Annotated in this window: 11 protein-coding genes; 7 read left to right on the forward strand and 4 right to left on the reverse strand. The window is 65.6% G+C overall.

The window, feature by feature from the left end:
• Positions 1–225 precede the first annotated feature (225 nt).
• The 5 genes from eccD (at position 226) to CLV47_RS05625 (ending at position 5,937) form a co-directional block, all read left to right on the forward strand.
• Complete coding sequence (gene eccD, locus CLV47_RS05605; RefSeq protein WP_238145256.1) at positions 226–1,533, forward strand: type VII secretion integral membrane protein EccD; 1,308 nt, start codon at positions 226–228, stop codon at positions 1,531–1,533.
• Between the two features lie 4 nt (positions 1,534–1,537).
• Positions 1,538–2,620 carry a type VII secretion protein EccB gene (locus CLV47_RS05610; protein WP_106348033.1) on the forward strand — a complete coding sequence of 361 codons (1,083 nt, stop codon included), beginning with the start codon at positions 1,538–1,540 and terminating at the stop codon, positions 2,618–2,620.
• Between the two features lie 90 nt (positions 2,621–2,710).
• Positions 2,711–4,162, forward strand: a complete 1,452-nt coding sequence (gene gndA, locus CLV47_RS05615) for an NADP-dependent phosphogluconate dehydrogenase (protein WP_106348034.1) — start codon at positions 2,711–2,713, stop codon at positions 4,160–4,162.
• Between the two features lie 49 nt (positions 4,163–4,211).
• Positions 4,212–5,021, forward strand: coding sequence for an SDR family NAD(P)-dependent oxidoreductase (locus tag CLV47_RS05620; protein WP_106348035.1), 810 nt, complete (start codon positions 4,212–4,214; stop codon positions 5,019–5,021).
• Between the two features lie 139 nt (positions 5,022–5,160).
• The gene (locus CLV47_RS05625; protein WP_106348036.1) at positions 5,161–5,937 is read left to right on the forward strand and encodes a DedA family protein; all 777 of its coding nucleotides are present in this window, start codon (positions 5,161–5,163) and stop codon (positions 5,935–5,937) included.
• Between the two features lie 63 nt (positions 5,938–6,000).
• On the opposite strand, the gene CLV47_RS05630 is transcribed toward CLV47_RS05625, so the two are convergent.
• The 3 genes from CLV47_RS05630 to CLV47_RS21810 form a co-directional block, all read right to left on the reverse strand.
• Complete coding sequence (locus CLV47_RS05630) at positions 6,001–6,759, reverse strand: alpha/beta fold hydrolase (protein WP_106348037.1); 759 nt, start codon at positions 6,757–6,759, stop codon at positions 6,001–6,003.
• Between the two features lie 103 nt (positions 6,760–6,862).
• Positions 6,863–8,173, reverse strand: a complete 1,311-nt coding sequence (locus CLV47_RS05635) for a reverse transcriptase family protein (RefSeq protein WP_202862408.1) — start codon at positions 8,171–8,173, stop codon at positions 6,863–6,865.
• Positions 8,170–8,364, reverse strand: a complete 195-nt coding sequence (locus CLV47_RS21810) for a hypothetical protein (protein WP_146135295.1) — start codon at positions 8,362–8,364, stop codon at positions 8,170–8,172. The genes CLV47_RS05635 and CLV47_RS21810 overlap by 4 nt, the downstream gene beginning before the upstream one ends.
• A 64-nt stretch (positions 8,365–8,428) precedes the next feature.
• On the opposite strand from CLV47_RS21810, the gene CLV47_RS05640 reads away from it, so the two are divergent.
• Both CLV47_RS05640 and CLV47_RS05645 read left to right on the forward strand, forming a co-directional pair.
• Positions 8,429–9,673 (forward strand): glycoside hydrolase family 3 N-terminal domain-containing protein, encoded by a 1,245-nt coding sequence (locus CLV47_RS05640; protein WP_106348038.1) that lies wholly within the window; start codon positions 8,429–8,431, stop codon positions 9,671–9,673.
• 40 nt (positions 9,674–9,713) lie between these two features.
• Complete coding sequence (locus CLV47_RS05645; protein WP_106348039.1) at positions 9,714–11,045, forward strand: MFS transporter; 1,332 nt, start codon at positions 9,714–9,716, stop codon at positions 11,043–11,045.
• Here CLV47_RS05645 and CLV47_RS05650 read toward each other — a convergent pair.
• Positions 11,011–12,261: an MFS transporter gene (locus CLV47_RS05650; protein ID WP_106348040.1), complete on the reverse strand. Its 1,251-nt coding sequence runs from the start codon at positions 12,259–12,261 to the stop codon at positions 11,011–11,013. The two genes, CLV47_RS05645 and CLV47_RS05650, sit on opposite strands and share 35 nt — an antisense overlap.
• Positions 12,262–12,283: the final 22 nt, after the last annotated feature.

Genomic DNA, 12,283 nt, shown 5'->3' on the forward strand with positions numbered 1-12,283 from the left:
TGATGCCACGGTCTGCCTGTCCAGTCCACACAGGGCAGTTCGTGTGTAGAGATTCCTCGCGCGGGGTGGGCAGTTCGTGAGCCGGCTGTGGACAGCGACGTCGCTATCCACAGCCGTGACGTGGTTGACGGGCCAGTTCGGCAATTCCAGGAACGCTAGGACCAGCACTCGACGTATGGATATGGCGGAAGGGGCTAGCTCTCGAAGTACAGAATGGCGGTGGCGATGGACATGCAGCGGTCGCGGGTAACGGTTTTCGCGCCGACCGGGCGCGCAGATCTTGCGGTGCCCAACAGGGTGCCACTGGCGCTGCTGCTGCCGTTTCTCTTCGATGAGCTCAAGATAAAAGGCAACCTCAGCGCCGAGACGTGGGAGGTCGCCGGCGTCGATGGCCGGGCGATCAGCCGGGACGTGGGTCTGCGCGACGCGGACATTCGGGACGGCGACCTGCTGTTCGTACGCCGCGCCGAGACCGACGATCTGGAGCGCTACGACGATGTCGCGGAGATCATCAGCGAAGAGGCTACGCAGGCCAACTGGCTTCCGCGGCATACCGCCATCGCGGGAATGGCCTTCGGTGTCATCACCATGTTGCTGGCGGTCGTGGGTGTCACGGCCAGCCTCGAACCGACCCAGCGAGTGTTGATCGGAGCCGGAGCGATCGCGGCCCTCTGGGTGGCCGCATACGTGGCGACGACGTGCGCTGATACGCGGCAACACGCGTTAGTGGCGGTAGTGCTCGCGGTGTGTTGGGCTGCGGTCACCGGTAACGCCATTGCCGGTGGTGGATTCGATGGCGCTGGCGTACTGGCCGCCGCGGTCGCCGTCGAAGCGGTATGCGTGCTCGGTTGCCTGCTGCTCGGCGTGAGGGGACCGTTGCCGTACGCCGCATCGGCGTTTTCGGCCTTCGCCGCCACGGGCGGACTGGTACTACTCGCGACCGGTCAGCGTTCGCTGGCGGCTGCGATTGTAGGTGCCGCGGGCATAGTAGCGCTCGTGGGCGCACCATCGTTGGCGCTGCGACTGAGCGGGGTCAGTGCGCTGGACAATCGGCAGGATCACGACGGTGCGATACCGATCGACCAGGCGAGGGGGAGCGTACGGCGGGCCGCCCAGGCGTTATCCGGACTGGTCACCGGCATCGCCGCCGCGATGGCAGGGGCGGTCTTCGTCCTCACTCGTGGCGATGACTCGACGGCGCATGCATTGGCGGCGGTAGTAGTTGCGTTGACGTTGATCCGGGCCCAAACATTCCGGGATCGCCGGCAGGTAGGTGCGCTGGTCGGCTGCGGACTCTGCGGACTAATCGCATTAATATCAGTGATCTCCTGGACAGACCCGCTGATGCTCAGCGCACTAGGCATCATTGTCGCAGGCTGCTTCCTGACGAACGTCGCGGTAGTGCTGCAATGGCGGGCCCACCGGCTACGCCGACTCGGCGACATCGTCGAGATGATGCTGATGGTCGCCGTAACGCCAGTGGTGCTTGCGATCGGCGGCGTCTATGGTGCCGTCTTGAACCTGTGGGACTAGCCAAGTGACAACCCCCGCAGCCGAGGCCGAGGCGCAGTCGTACGCCGCGCGCCGGCGTACAGCCGCACTCCTCAGTGGTGACCCCGACCTGACGCGAGATCCGATTCGGCGGGCACGACGCACGGCCGTTGCCAGTCTCGTCCTCGCGTGCGTGACGGTCGCGGCCGTCGCGCTCGTCGGCTTCATGACCGGGCTGAGTACGGCCGAAATCCCCGACAACGGCTCTATCGCGGTGAAGGGGAGCACCGATAGGTACGTCGTCATCGACGGGGTTGTGCACCCCGCGCTCAACCTCGGTTCGGCGATGTTGGCTGGCGGCGGCAAGATCACCACGGTCGGCGCGGAGGCGGTCGCGCAGGCGCCAAAGGGACCACCGGTCGGGATACCGGGCGCACCGGACGTGCTTCCGCGCTCAGAGCAGTTCGCGCATGGCCCCTGGACTGTCTGTGCGACAGCGGATCCGCAGCGGTTGCACCTGATCATCGGGTTGCCGCCTCCTAAGCCGCTCGCCGCCGGCACGGCCGCCGTCATCCGAGATAGCGCGGGGGCCGCGTGGCTTCTGGCTGCGGACGGGCGTTATCGGCTGCCCGCCCAGACGCAGGCGATTCTGGGGCTGAGCGATTCGCCGAGTGTCGTGCTGTCCGACGACCTGTTGGGCGTAATACCGATCCGTGCCACAGCAATATCGACGAGTTCGGGCTCCCCGTTCGACCTGATCGTGCAGCCCGAGTCCCCGCTGTGCCTGTCTATTCCCGAGGACGGCACGGGGCCGACGTCAGTCGCGCTCCCGGCCACCGTCCCTGCGCGGGAGGGCATCGCCGCCGTCGCGGTCGGCGGACCGGGCACCGCGGAGTCGGCCACTATCGCCGGCAGCGGCGCGTTGGTGTATGACGGCGACGTACCGGAGCCAGATCGGGTCTACTGGTTGGTGACCGACAGCGCAATGAGCTACCGATTTGTCTCCCAAGATGCCGTCCGCGGGCTCGGGTACGACGTCGGGAGTGCGCGCGCGGTCCCGGCCGCACTGATAGCCCTGTTCCCCTCAGGTCCGGCGCTCGATCCGAAGGCCGCCGCATCGACTGGGTAGCGTGACGGCGCGGTGTCCGCCGACTCGTCTCCTGGTCGCAAGTCACCCGCGATAGCCTGTGATGAACGTGTCAAACGGTGAGGACGAAATATGAGCGAGATCGAACCATCAGCCAACATCGGAGTCGTCGGGCTCGCCGTCATGGGGTCCAACCTTGCCCGCAACCTAGCCAGTCGCGAAGGCAACACGGTCGCCGTTTACAACCGGACCACGGCTAAGACCGACGCGCTCCTCGAAGCGCATCCGGAAGCCGGTTTCGTGCACACCGCCACTGTGCAGGAGTTCGCCGACTCGCTGCAGAAGCCGCGCACCGCGATCATCATGGTCAAGGCCGGTCGCCCAACCGACGCGGTCATCGACGAGTTGTGCGAGGTTTTCGAGGCTGGTGACGTCATTGTGGACGGCGGCAACTCGTTGTTCACCGACACGATCCGGCGCGAAAAGGCGGTGCGCGAGACCGGCATCAACTTCGTCGGGTGCGGTATCTCGGGTGGTGAGGAGGGCGCACTCAAGGGCCCGTCGCTGATGCCAGGCGGATCTGTCGAGGGATACAAGACACTCGGGCCGATCCTTTCCACGATTGCTGCCGTCGCCGAGGGGGAACCTTGCGTGACCCATGTCGGCACGGATGGTGCGGGCCACTTCGTGAAGATGGTCCACAACGGTATTGAGTACGCCGACATGCAGTTGATCGGTGAGGCCTACGACTTGATCCGGCAAGGCACGGGGGCCTCGCCGGCGCAGATCGCCGACATATTCGGGAAGTGGAACGACGGAGAGCTCAACAGCTACCTGATCGAGATTACGGCAGAGGTGCTTCGTCAGACCGACGCAGAGACGGGCAAAGCGCTCGTCGATGTGATCGTCGACCAAGCCGGCGCGAAGGGGACCGGTGCATGGACCGTCCAGACCGCGCTCGATCTAGGTATTCCGGTGTCCGGCATCGCTGAGGCGGTGTTTGCGCGGTCGCTGTCCTCGAAGCCGAAGCAGCGCGCCGTTACGGGCGATCTGCCCGGCCCGTCAGCGTCGGCGGTCGACGACGCTGAAGCGTTCATCGAGGACGTCCGGCTCGCACTGTTCGCGTCCAAGATCGTCGCCTACTCGCAAGGGTTCGACCTGATCGTTCAGGGTGCCGAAGAATACGACTGGGACATCAAAAAGGGCGATATAGCAGCGATCTGGCGTGGCGGCTGCATTATCAGGGCGCAGTTCCTGAATCGGATCACCGACGCGTACGCCGATGAGCCGGACCTCGTCGCGTTGCTGTCCGCGCCGTACTTCCGCGAGGCACTGACCGCGGCGCAGGACGGCTGGCGGCGCGTCGTCGTCGCCGCCGCGCAGTCCGGCATTCCCGCACCGGCGTTCTCCTCGTCGCTGGCGTACTACGACGGTCTGCGGGCAGAACGCCTGCCGGCCGCGCTGGTGCAGGGGCAGCGCGATTTCTTTGGTGCACATACTTACAAGCGGACCGACAAAGAAGGCACCTTCCACACCCTGTGGTCCGGTGATCGTTCGGAGGTCACAGCCGAGGACACCCACTGATACGGACGCGCGCTGACCTGCTGAATGCGTCGCGAGTTACGATCCGCTCATGACTACTCCATCGCAGGCAGCGCCCGTCCCGTCATTGAGTCGCTCGATCACCGGCGAGGTCGCTATCGTGACCGGTTCGGCGAGCGGTATGGGTCGCGCGACTGCCCAACTGTTTGCATCCGAAGGCGCGAAGGTCGTCATCGCTGACCTAGGCGAGGACCGAGTGGCGGCCGTCGTCGACGACATCAACGAGCGGTTCGGCGCAGACAGTGCACTTGGCGTCGTCACCGACGTGGCCGACCGCGACCACCTCAAGCACCTTGTCAGCCAGGCCATCGAGTGGGCCGGGCGGCTCGACATCGTGGTCAACAACGCGGGCGTCTCGATCCGCAACTCCACCGTGATGGACGAAGAGGAGTTCGAGGAGATCTGGAGCAAGACGCTTGACGTCAACCTCACCGCGCAGATCCGTCTCGTTCGGCTGGCGCTGCCGCATCTGCTCAAGTCGCCGTCGCCGCGGATCATTAACATCGCCTCCACGGAGGCGATCGTGGCGCAGCGCGGCATTCTTGCGTACGCCGCGTCCAAGGCGGGCGTGACCGGCCTGACTAAGTCGCTCGCGGTTGAACTCGGCTACCAAGGCGTCACGGTCAACTGCATCTGCCCCGGGCCGATCAATACCGGCATGACCGAGAAGTATCCCGCCGAGGACAAGGCGCGCTACGCGAAGGCGCGCGTGCCGCTACGCCGTTACGGCCTCGCCGAGGAGGTCGCCCAGATGACCCTCAACCTGTGCCTGCCCGCATCGTCGTTCGTCACCGGCGCGGTCATCCCGGTTGACGGTGGCTTGACGATCCGACACACCTAAAGACTTCGTAACGTCATACCTCCTGGCCACAATCGCGACCGGGACGTACGACGTTATTTGGGTGTGAGCGCGGCCGGGACATCTGGCTTTGCGGGTAGTGTCGCAGGGTCGATCCTGACCCTAGAATCCTGAGCGAGGCATGCCAGAGCAATCCGACGTTGATCCGTCCGCGGACGAAGTAGTCGACACCGATTCTGACGTCGATCCAGCCGCGGACGAGGCGGTCGCAGACGCGCGCCCGGCCGCGGTATCTCCCTGGCCATGGGAAGGGAAAGCGACTAAGGCCGACAAGTGGTGCTGGGGCGCGATCATGGCGATTTCGCTCTACAGCCTTGCGACGCTGCCCCTGAAGCCATTGATTCTGAGCCTCAACACCTACGCGCTTGCGGCTTTCAGCGGCTCGAACATCGCGATGATCGACATCGGGGCGCGGGCCAGGATCGGGTCCGAACCGTTCTGGTGGCTGGGTCTGCTCGCCGCCGCTCTGACGTCCATTAAGTTCGACTGGATTTTCTGGTGGGCCGGCAAGCTGTGGGGCCTGCGGATCATCGCGATGTTCACCGGGCCGTCGCGCTGGGCGCAGCGCATGGCCCGGGTGGCCGAACGGGCCGCGAAGCGTTTCGGCGGCGTGGCGATCTTCTTGTCCTGGTTCATACCGTTTATCCCCAACGTGATCGTGTACGCCTTCGTCGGGCTCACCGGTATGCGACTACGCATATTTTTGTTGATCGACTTCATCGGTGCGTTGTTGTATCGCAGCATCTTCTTGTATCTCGGGTATCGCATCGGTGAGCCTGCGAAGCACGTGGTCGATAAGATCGCCGACTACAGCTGGTATCTCGCCATCGCACTGATCGTCCTAGTGGTCTTCAAGTCCGTAACTGGCGCACGCAAGAATTCGGCGGCCCATCGCTAGTCCGTCCCCCGGAATCGGTGACCGTCCGCGATGGACGGTCCGCGCAGGCAGTGCCGGATGTGTTTATTGCAGGAAGAAATCGGCCAGGATCGGCGCGACGACCTCATGCGCAACGGGGTGCCCCTGACCTGGAACCATCTTGGCGCGCGCACCCGGAATAGCAGCCGCGACCGCGGTGGCCGACTCAAGCGCCCAGCCCTGACTGTCTCCGCCATACAGTGCGAGAGTCTCGGCCGAAATATGCGCCAACTCCTCCGAAGGGACGGTGCCGTCCCCGGCCAGTCTGAGGTCGTACGGGAGAGTGTGGGCGAGGGCGACGAGGCTCGGCCAGAACGGTGCATGTTTCCAGCCGTCGTTGTATGGCGCGCCGGTGGATCGCATCCACTCTGCCACGGCCTCGTCGCGGTTGTCGTCGGCCAGCAACTTCTCGATGTGTTCGGGGAACCCTGGCTTCGGTTCGACACAGAACGGGGGTTCGTATACGGCAACTTTGGCAAATCCCGGCGTGCTGTGCGCGGCGCGGAGGGCGAGGATCCCGCCACTTGAGTGTCCGTAAAGGTTCGCTGACCCACCGGTGACCTGCAGGACCGCACGCAGGTCTTCGACCTCGCGTGCAACCGAATACGACGTGCTGTCGCCGCTGCTGCCGCGACCTCGTCGGTCGTATCTGTACACGGTGAACTGGTCGGCAAGAAGATCGACGAGAGGGCCGACAGATTGGCTGGCGGACAACGCGCCTACCGTCAGAATTAGGGCGTCTCCCGCACCTGCCGATTGATAGGCGATGGGGGTGCCGTCGGCGGAAGCTACTGTGTCGGCCAATGTCGTATTCCTTCGCTGCGGTGCCTGGACGGCCGCTGATGCGACCCCTGTCGTATATCGAGACTGTCGGTTCGGTATCGAACCTAATATGACAGCATTCTTCCTAGAACGACCAGTCGATAGCGTCGAACAGGGCACGCAGGCGTGCCCCCCGCGCCGGATCGTGCTGCGCGACCCACGCGATCCGTCCGCGCAGATGGCCCTCGAAGTCCGGTACGCCGGCACGGTTCTGTGTGCTCGGCCCGTCCCTGCGACAGTTGTGCAGCACCGCGCGTAACAGGTCGACCTCGGCGCGCGAAACATGCGGCCGTTCGTTGACGACCAGACCGCCGAGTACCTGACGTGAGTGCGCCGGTAGCACGGCGGTCTTGCGGTCGTTGAGCCGAAAGCCTTCATCACGCACGATGTCGCCGACCAGTGCGACCAACCGCGAGACGTCGCCACGCCAGCCGATCCCTCCAGATAGCGCGAGATCGTCGGCGTACCGGGTGTACCGCCCGCCCCAGGAGGACGCCAGGGCGCTGAGCCGGACGTCGAGCCGATGGGCGGCGAGGTTCGCCAGCGCGGGGGAGGTCGGTGCGCCCTGCGGCAGATGTGGTCCGGCCAGCCGGCGGCCGAGGCGCCAGTGTGCTTCGCGCAGGTCAGGATTGGCCGGCGGCGAGATCGCGTTCCACTCTGCGCGAGGTAGCACCGTTGTCGCCAGCCCGGTCAGGGCATGCGCGACCGGCTCCGGATAGCCGGCGCTTCGCAAGATGCCGTAGACGCGGCCCGCGGTGATGCTTGCAAAGAATCCTTCGAGGTCCATCCGTACGACGACTGGCTGTCCGCCGTGCGGCGCGGCGTAGCTGGCGACGGAGCGCCCGGCGCGGAACCCATGTGCCGCGTCGTGTGCGGGAATCCGGTCGAGGATCTCAGTAAGGAACCGTCGCTGGTGACTCTTGAGCCGGTACTTCGGCGCCTCGAGAACGCGGACGGCGCCACTCGCTGCGACTTTCGTGGTGACCCGGTAATGGCGCAGCCGCCGGTCTGTCGTCGATCTCGCCCAGTGCCGCGGGTCGGTGAACCACGCCAGCTCCGTGGCGCCCAGGTCCAGCATCTCGGCGAGGTCGCCTAAGCCGTGCAGCGCGGGCAGATGCCACGGGTTGCTGGTCATTTGGGTAGTTGCGGCCGGCCAGGCGATCGGTCTTGCCGACTTAGCGCCACCGGCGGCCGGACGTGAGCCGATGACGACGGCAAGTTCGCGGGACCGATCCAGCGGCGCCGCCGGGTAGACGGCCAAGATCTGCCTGATCAGCGCCGGCAGCCAGGGGGTCGGTCCCTGGACAACGGGAACGGCGCTGTCGAACAGCCCCGACGACGTCCACTCACCAGACAGGAACGCTCCGGCGAGAGCGGTGGCGAGGTCCTTTCTCACAGCAGCCCTGGATGATTGAGATGCGGCAGCGTCGCTCGACCATTCCTGTCGTGCGCGCGACTAGCTGCCGCGAAGCGCAGTGCCTCGCGCGTGGTGAGGTGCCCGGCCATGCCGGTTGACCCCGGGGTAGCCCCGGGGACGTCGTTCGACGTCGTACGCCGATCGACATTCTCGAACCAACGCTGCCGCATCGCACCAGGGTAGGCGACGCATAGGGTGGAGCGGCATTGCACGGACGACAGGCTGAGGGAGTAGATGGCGCGCGGAGCACGACGGCGTACGGCGGTGATAGCTGCCTGCCTTGTCGGCCTCACCACCGCGGCCACCGGGTGTACGGCGACCGCCAAGAGCAACGCCCCGCCGTCGGCAAGCAGCACGAGCACAGCCCGCTCGTCCAGCCAGTCCGCGAGCCCGTCGTCCACGTCTGCGCCGCCTCCGCCGCCGCCGACGTGCGCACAGACGACGTTCGCCGCGCTCACCCCGGAGCAACGGGCCGGTCAGCTGATCATGGTCGCGCTGCAGCCGGGCCAGCAGGCGAACGTGGCAGCACTCATCGCGACGAGCCATGTCGGTTCGGTCTTCCTTCTCGGCGGGTGGGACGGCGGCGCGTCGAGCGTCCAGACCGCGATCGCCGCGGTAGAGCAGAGCGCGACGGCCGAGGCGACCGGTGCGGTCAAGGTGTGGACGGCCGTTGACCAGGAAGGCGGGCAGGTCCAACAGCTCAAGGGCCCTGGTTTCAATCCGCTGCCCGATGCGCGGACCCAGGCCGGGCTCCCGCTCCCTGAGCTCACCACCCAGGCTCAAGGCCTCGGTGCACAGCTGAAGGCCGCTGGAATCGACATCAACCTCGCGCCGGTCGCAGACGTCGTACCGACTTCGATCGGCACCGGGAACGGACCGATCGGCAAATTCAACCGGCAGTATGGCGCGACCGCCGAGCAAGCGACACCGCCGATGCTCGCCTTCGCCGCCGGCATGACCGCCGCCGGCGTTCTGCCAACGGCGAAGCATTTCCCGGGGATCGGCCGGATCTCGCAGAACACCGACGACTCCGCGGTCGGCATCACCGACAATCAGCTCACCGCAGCCGATCCATCGCTCGGCACGTTCAAGGCCGCGATTGCCCACGGTGTGCCGCTGATGATGGTCTCGTCCGCGTTGTATCCACAGCTTGATCCGGCGAACCAGGCGATGTTCAGCCCGGCGATCGTCTCCGGGCTCTTGCGAGGCACGTTCGGGTTTGGTGGTGTCGTGCTCTCCGACGATGTCGGCGCGGCGAAGTCCGTTGCAGCCGTGCCGATCGGGGATCGGGCTACCCGGTTCGTCGCAGCCGGTGGCGACGTCGTACTGACCGCCGTACCGTCCCAGGCGCCAATAATGACGGCGGCTCTGTTGACCGACGGCGCGTCGGACCCGGCGTTTCAGGAGAAGATCAACGCGTCGGTACTGCGAGTGCTCACCGCGAAAGACCGGCAGAAGCTGCTTCCGTGCTCGGCATAGAGCCCGAGAAACAACTCACTATAAAAAATATAGTGTCGGCATGTACGATCATCTAGTGTCCGTGACCCAGGCTTCTGCCGACGAAACAACCCCGGCCAAGAAGCGCCGTAAACGCGTTCACCGCGCGTGGTGGATCGCCTTCGTGACGTTCCTGGCCCTGATCTCTACCTCGGCGTTCCGCTCCTCGACCGGCGTCCTACTCGAACCGATAGAGCAGACCTTCGGCTGGTCGCGCACGGTGACTTCCGGCGCGGTGACCCTCAACTTGATCATCTACGGGCTGACCGCACCGTTTGCCGCGGCGCTGATGGAACGGTTCGGTATCCGCCGTGTCGTGGCGATCGCGCTGCTGCTGGTCGGTGCGGGCAGCGGACTGACGGCGCTCATGAACGCGCCCTGGCAGCTGTGGATGCTGTGGGGCGTCGCGATAGGCGTCGGCACCGGTTCGCTGGCGCTGGTCTTTGGCGCGATCGTCGCCAACAGGTGGTTCTATCGGCACCGCGGCCTCGTCGTCGGGCTATTCTCGGCGGCGTCCGCGACCGGGCAACTACTGTTCCTGCCGCTGATCGCTTCCATCGTGACCGGTGGCAGCTGGCGTGCCGCCGCCCTCGTGGTCACGGTCCTCGCGTTTGTCCTGATCCCGATCTTCCTCGTGGTGATGGCCGACCACCCCGAGGACGTTGGTACGACGGTGTACGGCATCGAAGATGCACCCAGCGAGCTCCCCGAGCCGGCCAAAGAGACTCGTTCGCCCGCGACTGTCGCGATCGGCGAGCTGAAGTCGGGCCTACGCAACCGGGTCTTCTGGATACTGCTGCTGACCTTCGCCATCTGCGGCTTCTCCACCAACGGGCTGATTGCCACCCACTTCATTCCGGCCGGGCACGACCACGGCCTACCCACTCAAACCGCGGCGAACCTGCTGGCGGTGATCGGGATCTTCGACATCGTTGGCACCCTGTTGTCCGGATGGCTCACCGACAAAATCGACCCGCGCAAGCTGCTGTTCGTCTACTACTCGCTGCGCGGCCTGTCACTGATCCTGCTTCCGCAACTGCTGGACTCCACCGTGCAGCCGCCGCTTTTCTTCTTCATCATCTTCTACGGCCTGGACTGGGTCGCGACCGTGCCGCCGACCGTCGCGCTATGTCGCGAGCACTTCGGTGCCGCACGTGCCGGGGTTGTGTTCGGATGGGTGTTCGCCGGGCACATGATTGGCGCCGGTGTCGCGGCCAGCTTCGCCGGCTGGATCCGCGAGAGCCAGGGCGACTATCTCCTGGCGTGGCTCTCCTCCGGGGGCGTCTGCTTCCTCGCCGCCGTCGCGATCTTACTGATCCCTAAAGTGCGCTCGAAAGTTCTCGCCGGCGGGTGATTTGATCGGTGCGCACCGCCAGCACCAGTGCCACTACGACTACCCCGACATAGACCCACGGAAGCCGGGCAACACCGAAGGCGTCGAAGACTATCGCGCCGACGAGGGCGCCGCCGCCGATGCCGATGTTGAACGCCGTTGTATAGACCGCGCTCGCGGTGTCCCTGAACGACGCGGACGCGGTATGCAGCAGGCGAGTCTGCATCAACGGCGGTAACGCGCCAAAGGCCGCTCCCCACACGAGGAACGCGCCAATCCCCAGCACGAATACCCCCGTCAACAGCGAGGTCGCGGCGACCGCGACCCCCGTGACGACCATGGCGAGGATCAGACCGAGTTGGGGGCGCCGGCCCAACACCGATCCGGCGAGGATCAGGCCGACGACGCCCGCGATCCCGTAGCCAAACAGCAGCGGCCCGATAGCGCCCTCACTGACTCCGAACTCGTCAATCAGGAACGGCGCAATGTAGGTATAGAACGAGTAGTGCCCGATCATGATCAGCGCGGTGATGGTGCAGACCAGTAGCACCGGCACGATCGACGTGTCCCGCCGGGCGCGGGTCCCATCGGCGGCAGCGGTGCGGCGTACTGGCTCGGCCCGGTCGACGGCCGGCAAGAAGTACCAGATGACGACGGCGCCAATCAACATGAGTACGCCGAGCCCGACAAATGTCAGCCGCCAGCCGAATGCGTGGCCGGCGCCGGTGCCGATCGGAATGCCCAGGACAAAGGCGATCGAGCCACCACTGAGCGCCACTGACACGGCCCGCCCGATCTGCGCCTTGGGCACCAAGTGGCCGGCGTATGCACCGACGATTGACCAGAACAGGCCGTGCGCGAGCCCACCGAGTACACGTGAGGCAACGACGAACTCGTAGTTCGGCGCGATCGCGGTGAGGGCATTACTGATCGCGAGTACGACGAGGACGGCGACAACCATGGCGTGCCGGGAGACCCTGCGCGTGAGGGCGGTCAGCGGTGTGCTCGTCACGACTACGGTCACCGCGAAATACGTAACGAGCAGGCCGATCTGGGCCTCGGTGACCTCGAGGGACCTGCTCATGTCTGGCAGCAGACCGGTCGGCACCATCTCGGAGGTGACCGACAAGAAGACGGCGGACGCGAGCGCGATCAGGCCGACCCACGGGAAGGGTGCGGTCGACGGCGATCGGGGACTGGTGGAGGTGGAATCGATGGGCGGTTCGTTCAGGGACATTTCGACGTTGCTTACGCACGGC

Origin of the sequence: Antricoccus suffuscus, assembly GCF_003003235.1 — a bacterium.
GTDB classification, from domain to species: domain Bacteria; phylum Actinomycetota; class Actinomycetes; order Mycobacteriales; family Antricoccaceae; genus Antricoccus; species Antricoccus suffuscus.

What these genes read in the sequence shown, in the direction of transcription:
- CLV47_RS05650 (WP_106348040.1), bottom strand. Translation starts at nt 12,261, where the DNA reads ATGTCCCTGAACGAACCGCCCATCGATTCCACCTCCACCAGTCCCCGA.
- CLV47_RS05620 (WP_106348035.1), top strand. Translation starts at nt 4,212, where the DNA reads ATGACTACTCCATCGCAGGCAGCGCCCGTCCCGTCATTGAGTCGCTCG.
- eccD (WP_238145256.1), top strand. Translation starts at nt 226, where the DNA reads ATGGACATGCAGCGGTCGCGGGTAACGGTTTTCGCGCCGACCGGGCGC.
- gndA (WP_106348034.1), top strand. Translation starts at nt 2,711, where the DNA reads ATGAGCGAGATCGAACCATCAGCCAACATCGGAGTCGTCGGGCTCGCC.
- CLV47_RS05645 (WP_106348039.1), top strand. Translation starts at nt 9,714, where the DNA reads ATGTACGATCATCTAGTGTCCGTGACCCAGGCTTCTGCCGACGAAACA.
- CLV47_RS21810 (WP_146135295.1), bottom strand. Translation starts at nt 8,364, where the DNA reads ATGCGGCAGCGTTGGTTCGAGAATGTCGATCGGCGTACGACGTCGAAC.
- CLV47_RS05625 (WP_106348036.1), top strand. Translation starts at nt 5,161, where the DNA reads ATGCCAGAGCAATCCGACGTTGATCCGTCCGCGGACGAAGTAGTCGAC.
- CLV47_RS05640 (WP_106348038.1), top strand. Translation starts at nt 8,429, where the DNA reads ATGGCGCGCGGAGCACGACGGCGTACGGCGGTGATAGCTGCCTGCCTT.